9 protein-coding genes are annotated in these 17496 nt (G+C 72.4%); 6 read left to right on the plus strand and 3 right to left on the minus strand.

The genetic code is table 11. The annotated features are described in order from the left end of the window. The first annotated feature begins 91 nt into the window (after nt 1-91). Genes Q5425_RS27760 through Q5425_RS27775 form a run of 4 tightly spaced genes read left to right on the plus strand, consistent with a single transcriptional unit; the run spans nt 92 to nt 8771 of the window. Nucleotides 92-2488 carry a type I polyketide synthase gene (locus tag Q5425_RS27760; protein ID WP_308675260.1) on the plus strand — a complete coding sequence of 799 codons (2397 nt, stop codon included), beginning with the start codon at nt 92-94 and terminating at the stop codon, nt 2486-2488. Beyond that, nucleotides 2485-6738, plus strand: a complete 4254-nt coding sequence (locus Q5425_RS27765) for an amino acid adenylation domain-containing protein (protein ID WP_308675261.1) — start codon at nt 2485-2487, stop codon at nt 6736-6738. Before Q5425_RS27760 ends, Q5425_RS27765 begins: the two co-directional genes overlap by 4 nt. Further along, on the plus strand, nt 6735-7748 hold the full coding sequence (locus Q5425_RS27770) for an LLM class flavin-dependent oxidoreductase (protein WP_308675262.1): 1014 nt from the start codon (nt 6735-6737) through the stop codon (nt 7746-7748). Before Q5425_RS27765 ends, Q5425_RS27770 begins: the two co-directional genes overlap by 4 nt. 6 nt (nt 7749-7754) lie before the next feature. Beyond that, a complete protein-coding gene (locus tag Q5425_RS27775; protein WP_308675263.1) occupies nt 7755-8771 on the plus strand; it encodes a MupA/Atu3671 family FMN-dependent luciferase-like monooxygenase in 1017 nt (338 codons plus the stop codon). Between the two features lie 593 nt (nt 8772-9364). On the opposite strand, the gene Q5425_RS27780 is transcribed toward Q5425_RS27775, so the two are convergent. Together Q5425_RS27780 and Q5425_RS27785 are read right to left on the minus strand one after the other, a co-directional pair. Next, the gene (locus Q5425_RS27780; protein WP_308675264.1) at nt 9365-9982 is read right to left on the minus strand and encodes a TetR family transcriptional regulator; all 618 of its coding nucleotides are present in this window, start codon (nt 9980-9982) and stop codon (nt 9365-9367) included. Nucleotides 9983-10193: 211 nt separating this feature from the next. Beyond that, nucleotides 10194-12992 (minus strand): glycoside hydrolase family 2 TIM barrel-domain containing protein, encoded by a 2799-nt coding sequence (locus Q5425_RS27785; RefSeq protein ID WP_308675265.1) that lies wholly within the window; start codon nt 12990-12992, stop codon nt 10194-10196. A gap of 119 nt (nt 12993-13111) precedes the next feature. On the opposite strand from Q5425_RS27785, the gene Q5425_RS27790 reads away from it, so the two are divergent. Beyond that, nucleotides 13112-15166, plus strand: coding sequence for a PQQ-dependent sugar dehydrogenase (locus Q5425_RS27790; protein ID WP_308675266.1), 2055 nt, complete (start codon nt 13112-13114; stop codon nt 15164-15166). A gap of 98 nt (nt 15167-15264) precedes the next feature. On the opposite strand, the gene Q5425_RS27795 is transcribed toward Q5425_RS27790, so the two are convergent. After that, a complete protein-coding gene (locus Q5425_RS27795; RefSeq protein WP_308675267.1) occupies nt 15265-16404 on the minus strand; it encodes a mechanosensitive ion channel domain-containing protein in 1140 nt (379 codons plus the stop codon). 208 nt (nt 16405-16612) lie between these two features. Here Q5425_RS27795 and Q5425_RS27800 point away from each other — a divergent pair, with 208 nt between their 5' ends. Continuing rightward, on the plus strand, nt 16613-17482 hold the full coding sequence (locus Q5425_RS27800) for an SDR family NAD(P)-dependent oxidoreductase (protein WP_308675268.1): 870 nt from the start codon (nt 16613-16615) through the stop codon (nt 17480-17482). Nucleotides 17483-17496: the final 14 nt, after the last annotated feature.

The raw sequence follows: 17496 nt of genomic DNA on the forward strand, positions 1-17496 counted from the left end.
GCAAGGATTCTTGCGTCTGTCTCGCCGGCGGGACAGGATGGGGCTCGTGGCCGGCGGCTTGCCCGACGCTAGTGGTGAGGTGGGTATTCCAGTGTCCGATCGTGTTGCCGTGGTGGGAATGTCGATCCGCGCGGCGGGCGTGCGGAACACCGCGGATTTCTGGCAGCTGATCAGCACCGGCAAGACCGGGCGGCGGGAAATGGGCCAAGGTGAATTGACGCGGCGCGGCGTTCCGGAGCGGCGGTACAAGGATCCGGCGTACGTGCCCGTCACCTACCCGATGGCGGACAGTCTCGGCTTCGACCCGGCGGCGTTCGGCTTCAGCGGGCCCGAGGCGGAGCTGACCGACCCGCAGCACCGCGTGCTGCTGGAAGAATGCTACCGGGCGGTGGAAAGCTCGGGGTGCTTCATCGGTTCGCTGCCGGATCGCGTCGGGGTGTTCCTCGGGTCGCGCACGAGCGGCTACGGCCCGCGGATCGAATACCTTTCGGCCGCCGCCGGCCTCGACGTGGACGCGGCCGCCCTCGCCGTCGGCACCGACCCGGACTACCTCGCCAACCGGGTTTCCTACGCCTTCGGCCTCACCGGTCCGTCGATGACCGTGCTGACGGCCTGTTCGTCCTCGAGCGTCGCCGTCCACCTCGCGTGCCAGGCGATCCTGGCCGGGGAGTGCGACTCCGCGCTCGCCGGGGGTGTGGCGCTCGACGTGGGCGACGCGGGTTACCTGTTCGCCGAGGGCAGCATCAACTCCCCGCGTGGCCGGTGCGAACCGTACATGGCTTCGGCGGACGGCACGGTGGAGGGCAACGGCGCCGCCGTCGTCTTCCTGCGCCGGCTGGACGTCGCGCTGGCCGCGGGCCACCCGATCCTCGGCGTGGTCGCCGGCACCGCCGTGAACAACGACGGCCGGGAACGCGCCGGCTTCACCGCACCGGGGGTCGCCGGCCAGGTCGAGCTGATCGAAGAGGCCCTCGACGTCGCCGGGGTGCCTGCCGACGGCATCGGCCTGCTGGAAGGCCACGGCTCGGGCACGAGCATCGGGGACGCGCTGGAGATCGAGGCCGCGGCCCAGGCGTTCGGCGGCGCGGGCGCGTGCCGGCTCCACTCCGTCAAGGCGAACATCGGGAACCTCACCGCGGCGGCCGGCGCGGCCGGCCTCATCGCCTGCCTGCTCGCCCTGCGCCACGAGCGGATCCCGCCCAACGCGCCCCTGCTGACGGGCGCGCCGCCCGTGGACCTGCGGGGTACGCCGTTCACCCTGGCGGACCGGCCGGTCCCGTGGCCGCGTTCGGCGACCGGCCGCTACGGCGCGGTCAGTTCCTTCGGGCTGGGCGGGACGAACGCCCACGTCATCATCGGGGACGCCGAGGCGGAGGTACGGCTCGCCGCGCGCCGGGGGCGGTCGTGGCAGCTGCTTCCGCTGTCCGCGGACGATCCGGAACGCCTGCGCGCGACCGTCGAGGCGGTGCGCACCGCCGTGGACGGTGCCCCGGCCGACGTCCGGCAGGACATCGGCCACACGCTGCGGACCGGCCGCCCGGGGCTCGCCGCGCGCACGACCGCGCTGATCCCGTTGGAGGGCAACGGCACCTGGCCGGACCCGGACCGGTTCCGCACGGCTCCCCCGGGGCCGCCGCCGCTCGTCTTCCTGCTCCCGGACGAGGACGCCGGCGCGGCCCTCGCGCTCTACCGGACCGAGCCGGTCTTCCGGTCCACTGTGGACGAAAGCCTCGCCGTCATGGCGCAGACGCTGGACCCCGCGACGTTCGCGGCGGTACGCGACGCCGTCCGCGCGGGCGGGCCGGTTTCGCCGCCGGTGCTGCACCTGCTGGGCATCGGGCAGCACGCGTTCCTCGGCGAGCTGGGGATCCGGCCCGACGTGCTGGTGGGGCCGGGCGCCGGCGAGCTGACCGCCGCGCAGCTGAGCGGGGTCCTCTCGGCAGAAGACGCCGCCCGGGCCGTGTGCTGGCGCGGCCAGGCCCTGGCGGACACGCCTTCGGAGGCGGCCGCGCACTTCGCCCGCCGGCTGCGGGAGGTGCGGCTGCACGCACCCGGCACGCCGGTGGTTTCCGGCGTCACCGGGTCGTGGCTGACCGCCGAAGAAGCGGGCGATCCCGGGTACTGGGGTGTCCAGCTCGGCGAGCCCGTGCCGGTCGGCGAAGCCGTGCGCACGGTGGTGTCCGAGCACCCGGACGCCGTGTACCTCCAGCTGGGCGGCGGGACGGAACTGCTTGCCGCCGCCCGGCGCGGTGGCGTGGCCGAGGAGGCCGTCCTGGCCGCGCAGCCCGACATCTTCCAGGCCGTCGGCGCCCTGTGGGAACGCGGGGTGCGGGTCGACTGGGACGCCTACGCCGAGCGCGACCGGGCGCGGCGGATCGACGTGGCACCCCGGGCCTTCGCGCGGACGCCCTGGCTGCACCCCGCGCTGCGGGGGCACTGCCCCGGGATCGACCCGGCGGAACTGGCGGGAAAGCAGGCCGATCGATGACGTTCCCGTCTTCGCTGTCGCAGCGGCGGCTCTGGTTCACCGAGCAGCTGGTGCCGGGCACCGCCGTGCACCACCGGTGCGCCCGGTTCGCCGTCCGCGGCGAGCTCGACGTGCCGGCGCTGGAACGCGCGGTCAACGACGTCGTCGAGCGGCACGAGGCGCTGCGGACCCGCTTCGGTGTCGTGGACGGCGTCCCCGTCCAGGAGGTACTGGACCGGGCCGGGGTCACCGTGCGGCAGCTCGGCTCGGCCGCCGCGGTCGAGGAGTTCGCCCGCGAGCCCTTCGACCTCGGCACCACGCCCCCGTTGCGCGTGGGCGTGGTGCCGGGTGCGGCGCTGGTGTTCGTGCTCCACCACCTCGTCGCGGACACGCGCTCGATGGACGTTTTCCTGCGCGAGGTCGCGGAGCACTACCGGCACGACACGGTCCCGGACCTGCCCGCCCCGCCGGTCCGGTACGTCGACCACGCGACCGAGGAGCGTGCGCGGGTGGGCACGCCGCAGGCTCTCGAAGAGCGGGCGGCACAGCTGGCCGAGCTGGCCGGCTTCCCGACCGTGCTCGACCTGCCGGCCGACCGCCCCCGCCCGGCCGTGCAGACGTTCGCGGCGGCGGTTTCGTCGTGGCACGTCCCGGTTCCCGGGGCGCACGCCCTCGAGAAGGTGGCGCGGGAGCACGGCGCCACTCTCGAAATGCTGCTGCTGACGTCGTTCTCGGTGGTCCTCGGGCTGTGGTCGGGGCAGCCGCGGCTGCTGGTGGCGACACCTTCGGCCGGGCGCCCGGCCGAGGCGGACCAGCTCATCGGGTCGTTCGCGAACACCCTCGTGATCCCGGTGGACCTCACCGCCGATCCCTCGTTCGCCACCTGCCTCGAGCGCGTCCGTGACGCGTACCTGAACGCCGCCTCCCGAGACGTCCCGTTCGAGGAACTCGTCGACGGCGTGGCGCCCGAGCGCAGCCTGTCCCACCACCCGCTGGTCCAGGTGCGCACGACGGTCCGGACCGGACCCGGGCCGCGGCTCGACCTGCCCGGCGCCGGGCTGGAGCCGGTCGAGCCGCTCGCCGGGACCTCGCCGTTCGACCTCGAACTCGACGTCACGCTGCTCGACGAGGGGTTCGAAGCCCGGCTGCGCTATTCGACCGACCTCTTCGAACCGGTGACCGCGGAGCGCTTCGAGCGGCACCTGCGACGGCTGTGGGACCTCGCCGCCGCCGACCCGGGCGTCCGCGTCGAGGGCATCGACCTGACCGACGCCCGGGAGCGGGCCACGCTGGCCGAGCTCGGCACCGGCCCGGTGCGGCCGGTCGACTCCCGCGCGCTGCCCGCGCGGCTGGCCGAGACGGCACGCCGTCATCCCGGCCGCGTGGCGGTGAAGGCGGCCGACGGCGACTACACCCACGCCCAGCTCGCCGAGCGCGCCGCCGTCATCGGGGCGGAGCTGGCGGCCCGCGGGCTGCGGCCGGGCGAGCCGGCCGGCGTCGCCCTCCCCCGAGGCCGCGACCTGCCCGCCGGCCTGCTCGGCGTCTGGCACGCCGGCGGCGCGTACGTCCCGCTCGATCCGGCGTACCCCCGCGCCCGGCTGGCGCACATGACCCGGGACGCCGGCCTCAAGGTGCTGGTGAGCACGCGCGAACTCGCGGACCGGATCCCGGTACCCGATGGCACCGAAGTGCTGCTGCTGGACGAGCCGATGTCCGCCACCCCTGCCGCCCGGCCGGTGCCGGACGGCGGCAAAGTCGCCTACGTCATCTACACCTCGGGCTCGACCGGCCGGCCCAAGGGCGTGTCGGTCGGCCACGCAAGCCTCGGGAACCTCCTGGACGACTTCGCGGCCGAGACCGGGTTCGGCGCCGACGACCGGTTGCTCGCGCTGACGTCCCTTTCCTTCGACATCGCGGGGCTGGAGCTCTGGCTGCCGCTGCTGACCGGCGGGACGCTGGTCGTCGGGCCCGCCGGCATCGGGGGTGACCCGGACGGCCTGCACCGGCTGCTCTCCGACGAGGACATCACCGTGGTGCAGGCGACGCCGGCGACCTGGAAGCTCTACACCGCGACCACCCGCGTGGCGCCCCCGGCGCTCCGGCAGATCTGGAGCGGCGGGGAGCACCTGCCGCACTCGCTCGCCCAGGCGCTGACCGCGCTCGGCCCCGAAGTCCACAACCTCTACGGCCCGACGGAAACCACCATCTGGTCGACGCGGGCCGTGCTGCGGCCGTCGGACACCGTGACCGGGCTCGGCCGGCCCATCGCGAACACCAGCCTGTTCGTCACCGACGCCGCCGGCCGGCCCGTCCCGCTCGGGGTGCCGGGCGAGCTGTGCATCGGCGGCGCGGGCCTGGCCCTGGGCTACCTCGGCCGGCCCGAGCTGACCGCGGAGCGGTTCACCGAGGTGCGAGGGGTGCCGGTGTACCGCACCGGCGACGTCGTCCGCTGGCGGTCCGACGGGCACCTCGAGTACCTCGGACGGCTCGACGACCAGGTGAAGATCCGGGGCCACCGCGTGGAACCCGGCGAAGTCGACGTCGCCGTGCGCGCCTGTCCCGGCGTCCGCGACGCCTGCACGGTGGCCGTCCAGGACCAGCTGATCACGTTCGTGACGCCGGCGACCGAGCCGGAGCGGTCCGGCTCCGGCTCGGTTGACGGCGCCACGGACGACTGGCGCACCCTGTGGGACAACACCTACGCCGAAGGGGAACCCGCCGCGGCGGACGACCTCGACCTCAAGGGCTGGCAGAGCAGCTACACCAAGCAGCCGCTGCCCGAGCCGCACATGCGGGACTGGATCTCGCGGACCGTCGAGCGCATCGCCGGGACCGGCGCCCGCACCTTCGCGGAAATCGGCTGCGGCACCGGGTTGCTCCTGCTGCGCCTGGCTCCCGCCGCCGAGCGCTACCTGGGGGTCGACTTCTCCGCGAAAGCCGTCGGGCACGTGGCGGAGGCGGTCGCCCGGCGGGGGCTCGACGAGCGCGTGCGGCTGGCCACGGCCACCGCCACGCAGCTCGGCGAGGTGGCCGCCGGGGAGCGGTTCGACTGCGTGGTGCTCAACTCCGTCGCCCAGTACTTCCCGAGCCGGGACTACCTGACGTCGGTGCTGGCCGAGGCGAGCGGGATCGTCGCGCCCGGCGGCCACATCTTCGTCGGGGACCTGCGGAGCCTGCGACTGGCGGAGGCGTTCCACGCCAGCGTGCTGCGGACCGACGAGCGGCTGCGGACCGACGAGCTGCGCGGCCTCGCCGCCCGGGCCGCACTGGAGGAGGACGAACTGCTCGTCGACCCCGGCTACTTCGCCGCACTGCGGGAAACCATCCCGTCGATCACCGGGATCCAGGTCTCGCTCAAGGCGCCGGGCTTCGACAACGAGCTGACCCGCTTCCGCTACGACGTCCTGCTCCGGATCGGCGGCGAACGCCCGGAGCGGCCCGCCGGGCACCACGACTGGGCCGGGATCGGCGACCTCGCGGGCCTGGACCGGCTGCTCGGCGCGGCGGACGCGGCCGACGTCGTCGTCGACGGCATCCCGAACGCCCGCGTCGCCCGGTTCGCCGCGCTGCTGGCCGACGACGTGCCGGTTCCCCCGTGGTCGCTGGAGGACCTCGAGGAAATCGCGGCCCGGCACGGCCGCCGGGCGCACCACGCCTGGTCCTCGCGGTTCCCCGAGCAGGGGCGGGTCCGGACGACGTTCGGCCGCGGCGCGGCGTTCGTCCACGAAGAGCCGGCGATCGGCGGCCCGGTCACCAACGACCCGCGGCAGGGCGCGCTCCTGCGGATCCTGAAGCACCGCACGCGGGCGTTCCTGCGGCAGCGCCTGCCCGAGTACATGGTGCCGAACCGCGTCCTGACCGTGCCGGACCTTCCGCTGACGCCGAACGGGAAAACCGACCGGAACGCCTTGAAGGCCCTCGCCCGGCAACAGACGCCGAGCGCGGACCACGTCGCCCCGGACGGGCCCAGCCAGGACCTGCTGCACGAGGTGTGGTGCGAAGTGCTGGGCGTCTCCCGGGTCAGCGTCACCGAGAACATCTTCGACGCCGGCACGACGTCGCTGCTCGTCGTGCGGATCCAGCAGGAACTGCGCGACCGGCACGGCATCGACCTCCCGCTGACCGCCTTCTTCGCGTACCCGACGATCTCCGCGCTCGCCCAGGTCCTCCGCGCGCCCCGGGCCGCCGTCGAACGGGCCGCGAGCCCCCGGACGCGCAACACCACGGCCGCGCGGCGGCGGAACCACCGACGGCCCGGGGAAAGGCGGTGACAAAACCGATGGTGACCGTCTACACCGCCTGCCCGCCGATGGACGGCCATTCCCCCGCGGCGTACCGGAAGCTGCTGATCGACGTCGCGCGGTCGACCGAGCAGGCCGGGTTCACCGGCATCCTCACCCACACCGACAACTCGACGCTCGATCCGTGGTCGGCGGCCCAGCTGATCCTGGAGCACACGGACAACCTCGTCCCGCTGGTGGCCGTCAACCCGATCTACATGCACCCGCTGAGCGCCGCGCGGATGATCAACACGCTCGGGTACTTCTGCGACCGCCGCGTCGACCTGAACCTGGTGAGCGGCGGGTTCGCCCGTCACCTACGGGAAGCCGGGTGTTCCCTGGACCACGACCGGCGCTACGACCGGCTGGCCGAGTACGGCAAGGTGTTGCAGCTCGTGCTCACCGCGGGACGTCCGGTCAGCCATTCCGGCGCATACTACGAACTCGACTCGGCGAACCTGACCCCGCGGCTGGCCCCGGAGCTGATGCCGGGGTTCTACGTCTCCGGCGCGTCCGAGGCCTGCCGCCGCGTCCAGCGGGAACTGGGCGCGACCCGGCTGTCCTACCCGCACGAGATCAGCGCTTACGAGGGGACATCGCCGCTGCGGGGCACGGGTGCGGGGTTCGGGATCATCGCCCGGGAAACCGCCGAGGAGGCGTGGGCGGTCGCCCACGAACGGTTCCCGCTCGACGAGCTCGGCGAAGAACTCCACGAGTACGCGTCCGAAAGCGCCGAATCCCATTGGCACCGCAGGCTTTCCCGGGACGCCGTCCAAGCGTCGCCGCGGGAAGACCCGTACTGGCTCTACCCGTTCAGGTCGTACAAGACGTTCTCGCCTTACCTGGTCGGCAGCCACGCCGAGGTCGCCGAGGTGCTTTCCGGCTACCTCGCGCTCGGCCTGTCCACGGTCATCCTGGACGGCCTCCTGGAGCGGCCCGATCTCCACCACGCGGCGATCGCGTTCGAGCTCGCCCGTGCCGACCTGCCCGCCGATTGTTGAGGAACGATGGATTTCAGCCTGTTCTACTTCGCCGATGACAGCGGGACCGTGCAGGACGACCGCTACCGCCTGCTCCTCGACGGCGCCCGGTTCGCGGACGAGCACGGGTTCCACGCGGTGTGGACCCCGGAACGCCACTTCCACCCGTTCGGCGGGACGTACCCCAATCCCTCGGTGACCGGCGCGGCGATCGCCGCGGTCACCAGCCGCGTCAAGATCCGCGCCGGCAGCGTGGTGGCCCCGCTGCACCACCCGCTGCGGATCGCCGAGGAGTGGGCGGTGGTGGACAACATCTCGCGCGGCCGCGCCGGGGTGTCGTTCGCGTCCGGGTGGCACGCCGCCGACTTCGCGTTGAACCCGCCGGCGTACGCGGACCGGCGGAAGGTGATGTACGAGCGCATCGAGCAGGTCCGCGCGCTGTGGCGCGGAGAGCCGATCGACGCCGAAGACGGAGAGGGCAATCCCGCGAAGGTCCGGTCGTACCCACCGCCGGTGCAGGCCGAGGTACCGGTGTGGATCACCAGCGTCGGCGACGTCGAGACGTTCCGCAGCGCGGGCCGCATCCGCGCCGGGCTGCTGACCCACCTGATCGGGCAGAGCGCGGACCAGCTGGCCGAAAAGGTGGTGGAGTACCGGAAGGCCGCGACGGAGGCCCACGGCTGGCCGGGCCACGTGGTGGTGATGGTCCACACGTTCCTCGGCGAGGACAACGAAGCAGTCCGCGAACAGGTCCGCCCCTCGCTGACGGCGTACATGCGCAGTTCACTGGGGTTGATCCTGTCGTCGGACGGTCCCGGCGACCTCGAGCCGGACGAGATCGAGTTCCTGGTGGAGCGGACGTTCGAGCACTACTTCGACAACGTCGGCCTGCTCGGTTCGGTGGACAAGGCCGAGAAGGTGGTGGGCCGGCTGGCGGACCTCGGAGCGGACGAAGTCGCGTGCCTGATCGACTTCGGTTTGCCGGCGGAGGAGGTTCTTTCGGGCTTGGCGCACCTCGAACGCCTGCGGGAGGTGTGTCCCTGAGCTGCCCGGAGCCGGTCGGGCGTTGTACCCCGTTGGGTCGCGGACCATGGTGAGTGAGTCAGGCCGCTGCGGGGGATGTCGCCGCCGAGCGATCAGTTCCCGAACCGGTCGGCGGTAGCCGAGGCGGTCGGTGTCCGGGCTGCTCGGCAGCTTCGGGGGCCGCGCCCGGCTGACATCGTCGCGCGGGACAGACCCCCACTCGGCTGAACAACTTCGCAGCTGTGCTCCGCGGCCCGCCGGCTCGGCCGAACCGGGTGCGGTGTCGTGGTCACGGGCGCAGCTGGAGCTCCTCGGCGCGGGTGATTCCGGCGTCGTCGTCGAACTGGAGCAAGACGCGGGATGCGCCTCCCGGCACGTCCACCGGCACGTTCATGGTTTTGGTGTCGGTGGCGTCGCCGCCCGTTGACTGTCCACACGTGACGCTCTGGAGCTGCGGCGATCCTGCAGGCAGCACCGTTCGCGCAGCCCAGGGAGAGGCCGGGCTCATGTCGGTGTGCCCATCGGCGACCCGCTCGCCGGGATGTACGGCGCCTTCGGGGTCGTACCGGCTCCGGCCGAGCGGGCGGACACCGGCCGGACGCCGGGTGAGGCCGTCAGCCGGTCGGCGCGGTGCCGGCGAGTACCTGCTGGATCGCGGGGCCGACGGTCGCGACGATCTGTTCGGTGTCGGCGGCGACGAGCACCGGCACCCCGATGATCCGCCGGCCGGTGACGATGCCGACGAGCATCGCCGCGGCCAGGCCGGCGCGCAGCATCGCATCGCCACCGCCTCCGGCGCCGTGCAGCAACCGGGACTGGATGAACTCGCGCAGCTGCACGCACGCGTTCTCGTTGCCGACCGCGCCGCGCAGCATCGCCATCAGGGGTTCCGACTCCTCGGCGCTGCCCTCCCACGCACTCAGGTAAGCGCGCACCACGCGTTCGCCGAGGTGCTCGTCCGGCCCCTCGAAAGCCGTTTCGAACCGTTCCAGCGCCGACGCCGGGACGGCCATGACGGCGGCGAACAGGTCGTCCTTCGAGCGGAAGAACTGCATCACCTGGGAGGCGTCCACCCCGGCGTCGGCGGCGATCCGGCGGATCGTGGTCCCGGCGAAGCCGTCACGGGCGAACCGCGCTCTCGCCGCGTCGAGCACGGCCTGCCGGGTACTGCCGGGTCCGGGCTTGCGGCCGCGACGGACCCCCGTCGCCGGCGCCTCATCCTGCGCGGTCATGCGGCGAGTGTAACGGCCACCGCATTTTTCTCCACAAGCGTTGAGTTTTCGCGCGGTCGGTCGTACGGTCGGCTTCGTGCAGGAACCGTGCCCGAGCGAGAGGAGCTGCCTCGTGCGGCCCGGCAGTGGTCGAGCACCACCTGGAGCACTTCGCGGTGGAGTTCCACACCTGGATCCTCCGCGCCGCGTCGGAGTCGTCGGCACGCTGAGTTCACCCGTCGAAGCGGAAGTACACCGTGCGGTGGTAGTCGCCGGTGGCGGCGTTGGGCCGGCTCTCCGGGCCCAGCGCCGCGACGCCGTGGAACTTGTTGCCGATCGGCGCGATGCCGTCGAGCAGCGAGACGTTGCCGGCCGGGTAGGTGACCACGGCGTTCTGCGGGTCCGGGCCCACGGCCGGGGTGAACAGCCGCAGGTACAGGCCCTCCTCCGCGGCGACCACCGTGACCGCGCCCTCGGTGGTGTCCAGTACCGCCCAGCACGTTCGCGCGTGGTAACCCTTGAACTCCGGGTAAGCGAACTCGCTCGCCCCGGTGGCGGTGTTGTTGTACGGCTTGGTCCAGACGTCGGGCTGCACACCGCGCAGCCGGTTCTTGTAGACGCGGTGCGGCCCGTCGCCGAGCCACGTCAGGCCCCGGACGTTCGCCTCCGGGTAGTCGAAGTTCACGCCGAGGTGGTCGTGGTCGCCGGTGGCGCGGTAGCGGTATTCCAGCCGCAGCCAGCCGTTCGCGTCCAGGCGCCAGCGCACGGAGGTCAGGTCGCCGCGGTAGTCGCACTGCACGACCCAGCCGGTGCCGTCGCGGAAGTGGCTGAACGCGGTGAGCGTGGCCGCTCCGCCGGCCGGCGCGGGGCCGTTGGCCAGCGACACCGGCGTACTGCCGCGGCGCACGCCGGTCAGCCGCCCGTCGGCCTTGCCGATGGTCACCCGGGTGGCGCCGGCGACGAGCACGACGTCGGCGGCGGTCTCGGTCGCGGTGACGCTGCCCGTGGTCGCCGGCTTGACCAGGCGCGCGGCGAAGTCCGGTGCCTTGCGGACGCGCCACGTCCAGCCGGCGACGTTCCGGCCGGCCGGGTCGGTCACGCTCAGCCGCAGCGCGTCGGCGGCGGCCCAGTCGGCGGGCAGGCCGAGCGTCACCGCGCCGGTGGCGCCCGGAGCGACGTCCGGCGCGCCGGCCTCGCCTTGGGACAGGACCTGGTGGCCGGTTCCCGCGCCGGGCACGGGGAAAGCCAGCAGCTGCCAGGTGAACCGGCACTGCCGGAGGTTCGTGAAGTCGTACCGGTTGACCAGTTTCACGGTCTTGTCGAACGACACGGGGAAAACCGCGTCGTAGTAGGCCGGACTGGCCAGCTGGACCGGCGACCAGATGTCCTTGATCGTGAAGAAGCTGGCTTCCTTTTCGCGGTACGGGCCGAGGATGCCGTCGGGAGCGCGGCTGCCGTTGGTGTCGAGGGCCCCGCCGCGGTCGTCGCGCGCGACGCTTTCGTCGACGAGCGCCCAGATGAAGCCGCCCGCCGAGCGCTGCGACCCGCCCATGAGTTTCCAGTAGTCGTTCAGGCCGGCCCCGGCCCCACCGTCGTAGAGCCCGTGCAAGAACTCGGTCGGCAGGAAGATCGTGCTGCCGGCGACCTTGCTCGCGGTGCTGCTGTAGGTCTGGTAGTGACTGGTGTCGACGCCGCCGAACGTCGTCCACGGGTGCAGCACCGGCCGCCGCTGCGGGTCGTGCTGCCCGAAGTCGTCGTCCAGCGCCGTGTTCCAGCCGCCCTCGTTGCCGTTGTCCCAGAACAGGATCGACGGGTGGTTGACGTCGCGCTCCACCAGGGCCTTGACCAGCGGGGCGCCGACACCCTCGTCGTAGCGGCGCTGCCAGCCGGTCAGCTCGTCCAGGACGTAGAGCCCGAGCTCGTCGCAGAGGTCGAGGAAAAACGCGTCCGGCGGGTAGTGCGACATCCGGACGGCGTTCATGTTCATGTCCTTCATCAGCCCGATGTCGAGCCGGGCGAGCCGCGGGCTCGACGCCCGGCCCGACGTCGGCCAGAAGGTGTGCCGGTTCGCTCCTTTGAGGACGATCCGCTTCCCGTTGACGTAGACGCCGTCACCGGCGCGGACTTCGATCGTGCGGAACCCGAAGCGCTCGACGGTGCTGTGCCACGGCTCGCCGGCGGAACTCGCAAGCGTCAGCTCGACCTGGTGGAGGTTCGGCGTTTCGGCCGTCCACAGCGGTGGCCGGTCCGTGGTGGTGGTCACGGTCGCGCTGGTCGCGCCGCTCGCCACGGCTACCGAAAAGGCCGCGCCGACGGCCGTGCCGTCGAGCCGGCGCAGCCGCGCGGTCAGCCGGCCCGCCGCGGGCACGCCCGCGAGCGCGACCTGGGCGGTGAAAGTCCCGTCCGCGCGGGCGTCGATCGCGACGCGGTCGATCCGGGCGGCCGGGTAGGCCTCCAGCGAGACCGGCCGGAAGATCCCGCCGAAGTTCCAGAAGTCGCCGCGGCGCTCGGCGTCGTTCACGGAGTTGTCGGCCGATTCCTTGCTGACGGTCGCTTCCAGCAGATTCGGCTCGCCGAGCCGCAGCAGGGGCGTCACGTCGTAGCGGAAGCGGTAGAAGCCGCCCTGGTGCACCGGCCCCGCCGAGACCCCGTTGACCCGCACGTCGGCGTCGGTCATGGCGGCCTCGAACACCAGGAAGATCCGGCGGCCGGCCCAGGACGCCGGTGGTGTGAACGAATGCCGGTAGTGGCCCTTCTCCGCCGGGACGAGATCCCCGCCGTAGTGGTAGCTGCCGAACCCGTGGCACTCCCAGTTGGACGGCGTCGGGATCGTGGCCCATTCCCCCGCGCGCCGGCCGGCCGTGACCTGGAAGTCCCAGTCGACGGTGTGGTCGGCGTCGCTGCCGGTGAGGAGCAGCGTTTCGGTCACCGGCCCGGTTCCGGCCGCCGAAGCGGCTCCGGACGTCGGCCATCCCGCCGCGGCCACGCCGGCCGCGCTGATCGCCAGAGCCTGACGACGGGTGAGTTCCACCAGACCTCCCGAAATCCGATCTGATATATGAAACACCGTACAACGGCAAGCGCTCACTGAGCGGACAGGCAGCCGGACAAGTCTTGACGTCCGGGCGCGGGCCTGCGATAGGTAGGAGCATGTTCTCCTCGAACGTCCGCCGCCTCGGTCTCCTGACCGCGGTGATCGCCGCCGCCGCGTTGGTCGCACCCACCGCCACCACCGCGGCCGCCGCCACCGGCTCGACCGTGATCGGCGTGGCTTCCGGGCGGTGCCTGGACGTCGTCGGCAACAGCACCGCGGCGAAGACGCGCGTCAACATCTACGACTGCAACGGGCAGGCCAACCAGGCGTGGACGTTCACGACGGCGGGCGAGCTGCGGGTGTACGACGCCGCGATGTGCCTCGACGTCGCCGGCGCGAGCACCACGTCCCCGGCCGACGCGCAGATCTACCCCTGCACCGGCGGCGCCAACCAGAAGTGGCGGATCAACGCCGACGGCTCCATCACGGGCGTGCAGTCGGGTCTCTGCCTGGACGTCACCGGGGCGGGCACCGCGAACAGCACCCTGGTCGGCTTGTACACCTGCAACGGCGGGGGCAACCAGAAGTGGCGGACGTCCCTCGGCGACACCCAGCCGCCGAGCGTGCCGGCCGACCCCCGGGTGAGCGACCTGGTCTGCGACGCCGTGACGTTCTCGTGGAACGCCGCCACCGACAACGTGGGCGTGGCGTTCTACGACGTCTACCACGACGGTCAGCTGATGAAGTCGGTGAGCACCCTGTCGACCAGCCTGACCGTGGTCGGCGGCGTGACCTGGGGCCTGTACGTCAACGCGCGGGACGCCGCGGGCAACGTCTCGCAGGCCAGTGCCACGGTGCCGATCACGCCGCCGCAGTGCCAGCCCGATACGCAAGCGCCGAGCGCGCCGACGAAGCTGGCCGGCAGCGCGTCCGGCACGACGGTGACCCTGAACTGGACCGCGGCCACGGACAACATCGGCGTCCGCGCCTACGACGTCTACCGCGGTGGGGCGAAGGTCGGCGCCGTCACCGGGACGGCCACCGCGCCGCCCGCGACCACCTTCGTCGACAGCGGGCTGGCGGCGAACACGAGCTACGCCTATCACGTCGTCGCGCGGGACGCCCAGGCGAACGTGTCGGCGCCCAGCGCGACCACAACCGTGACCACCGGCGCGGCCTGCGGCGACTCCGTGTGCGCGGTGACGCAGATCGCCACCGACACCGACATCCCGTGGGGCCTGGTGACCCTGCCGGACGGCACGATCCTCTACACCCGGCGCGACGCCCACGACATCGTCCACCTCAACCCGGCCACCGGGGCCAAGACGTCGGTGGGCACGGTCCCCGGGGTGGACAACACCGACGGCGAGGGCGGCCTGCTCGGTCTGGCCGTCTCGGCCGGGTTCGCCGGTGACCACTGGCTCTACATCATGCACACCTCGCCGTCCGACAACCGGATCGTGCGGATCAAGCTGGAGAACGACCAGCTCGGCACCGAGCAGGTCCTGCTCAGCGGGTTGCTGCGCAACAAGTTCCACAACGGCGGCCGGCTGCGCTTCGGGCCCGACGGCAAGCTGTACGCCAGCACCGGCGACGCCCAGAACGGCGACAACGCGCAGAACAAGGCCAGCCTCAACGGCAAGGTCCTGCGGCTGAACCCGGACGGCACCGTGCCGTCGGACAACCCGTTCGGCAACTACGTGTGGAGCTACGGCCACCGCAACCCGCAGGGGCTGGCGTTCGACTCCCAGGGCCGGTTGTGGGAGCAGGAGTTCGGCAACGCGGTGATGGACGAGACCAACCTGATCACCAGGGGCGGCAACTACGGCTGGCCGGCGTGCGAAGGCACCTCCGGGACGTGCGGCACCGCGGGGTTCATCGCCCCGAAGCGGACGTACTCGACAGCGGAAGGCTCCTGCTCCGGCATCGCCATCGTCCGCGACGTGCTTTACGTCGCCTGCGAACGCGGAACCCGGATGTACCGGGAGGTGATCAGCGGCAGCGACCTGACGAACGTCCAGGCGTACTTCAACGGCACCTACGGACGGCTGCGCACGGTCGAGCCCGCACCCGACGGCGGCCTGTGGCTGACCACGACCAACAACGGCGACAAGGACAGCATCCCCGGCAACAGCAACGAGAGGATCTTCCACGTCGCGTTGGGTGGCTAGCCGGGCTCCCCACCGTCGAGGCACCCCGGTCGGCGACCGGGGTGCCCGCACAGGCGTTGCGTGGAGATCGGCGATCGTGTGTTCGGCTTGGGCATCCGTCACCGGCCGTTGAACGTGCGTTCCCGGGTCCTGCCGTCGGCGCTGTCGCCGAAGAGGCGGGCGTCCTGGCCGGGCGAGTGATCCGCGGACTTCGGGACCGGAGATGCCTGCAGCTGTTCCGTGCGCAGGCGCGGCAAAGCGTACGGATGTGCCCGGCGTACCCACTTCACGAGCTGTTCGCGGACCAGGCAGCGCAGGTCGAACAGCGTCGGCGCGTCGGCCGCGCTCACCAGCGCACGCACGCGGATCAGCGTGTTCACCGCGTCGGTCACCTGCAGCACGCTGACCCGGCCGTCCCAGAGGTCGGTGTCACCGAGGATCCGGCGCAGCTCCTCGCGCATCTCCTCCACCGGTACCGACCAGTCCAGATCCAGCTCCACCGTGCCGAGAAGCTCCGCTTCCCGGCGAGTCCAGTTCTCGAACGGCTGGGACATGAAGTAGGACGTGGGCATCACGAGCCGGCGGTCGTCCCACAGGTGGATCACCAGGTACGTCAGCGTGATGTCCTCGATGCGCCCCCACTCGTTCTCCACGATCACCACGTCGTCGAGCCGGATCGCATCGCTGAACGCGATCTGCATCCCGGCGAACACGTTGCCGAGCAGGGACTGCGCGGCCAGCGCCGCCACCGCGCCCACCACGCCGGCCGAGGCGAGCAGGCTGGTGCCCGCGGCCCGCGCCATCGGGAAGGTCATCAGCATCGCGCCGAGCGCGAGCAGCGCGACGCCGGCCACGGTGATCCGGCGGACCAGGGTGACCTGCGTCTGCAACCGGCGGGCGTGCCGGTTGTCCGGGACGTCGACCCGCAGCCTCGACAACGCTGCCCGCTCGATCGACGTGAGGACCCCGGCGACGAGCCACCCGCCGACCCCGATCAACGCCAGCCCGAGCCCGTGGTCCACCGGTCCCCGCCAGGGCCCCTCCGGGAGGCCGAAGGTGCAGGCGCTGCGCACCGCGACCACCGCGGCGAACCACAGAAACGGCCGGTGGGCGTGCACCGTCAACTCGGCCAAGACCGCGGAACGCCGTCCCAGCCGCCGGATCACCCGGCGGAAGACGTGCTCGGCGACGAGGAAAAGCCCGAACGCCGCCGCCGCGACGACCGCGGCGGACACCAGCCGTCCCCATCCGTCGGACACACCCCTCCCTCCTTCGCGCATTCTCGTTGCTCGTACCCACGGCGGTTGCTTCCCGACACAGTGGCCGTCCTCACAGGCCGGAGATGCGGTCAGGCCTCGGCCGAGCCGACGGCTCCGGGCATGACACTCACGCAATACCCGGTGCGCCGTAACCCCGCGCGGATCCGGGGTTGCCTTCGAGCGCGCTCGAATCTCTAGCGTCGTGGTGGTGACGGAGAGCAAGAACAAGACGTGGCTCATCACCGGTGCGACCTCGGGGCTCGGCCTGGCACTGGCCGAGGTCGCTTTGGAAGCGGGGGAACGCGTGGCCGGCACCGCGCGCCGGACCGGACGGTTCGAGGCCCTGAAGGCGCGCTACGGCGACCGGCTGCTGGCCGTGGAACACGACGTGCGCGACGTCGACGGCGCCGCCGCGGTCGTGGAGCGGGCGCTGACCGTGTTCGGCCAGGTGGACGTGCTGGTCAACAACGCCGGCGCCGGTCAGGTCGGGGCCTCGGAGGAGGTGTCGGACGGTGAGCTGCGGGACATGCTCGATCAGCACCTGTTCGGGCCGGCCGCCTACGTGCGCGCCGTGCTCCCGCACCTGCGGGCGCGCGGGTCGGGCGCGATCGTGCAGATGAGCAGCCAGGGCGGGCGGATGTCGTTCCCCGCGGTGGGTAGCTATTCGGCAGGCAAGTTCGCGCTGGAAGGCTGGTCCGAGGCCCTGGCGGGTGAGGTGGCGCCGTTCGGGGTCCGGGTGCTGATCGTGGAGCCCAGCCGGTTCCGGACGGAGTTCAACGCGTCCGGCGTGCTGCGCACCACCCGCCAGGACGCGAACTACGACGGGGTGATCGGCGCGGTGCGGGCGAACCTGGCCGAGGCCGACGGCGTTCAGGAAGGCGACCCCGTGCGGGCCGCCGCCGCGATCCGCGACGTGCTGGCGGCCGAAGACGCGCCGCTGCGCCTGCCGCTCGGTGCGGAAGCCGTCCGCAACCTCACCCGCGGCTACCGGCGTTCGCTCGAGGACGTCGGGAAGTGGGCCTCGGTCAGCGAGTCGGCCGACTTCCCCGGCATGCCCCCCGCCGTACGCGCGTTCTGAACTACGATTTTGCC

It is taken from the genome of Amycolatopsis sp. A133 (assembly GCF_031082405.1).
In the GTDB taxonomy this organism is placed as follows: Bacteria; Actinomycetota; Actinomycetes; order Mycobacteriales; family Pseudonocardiaceae; genus Amycolatopsis.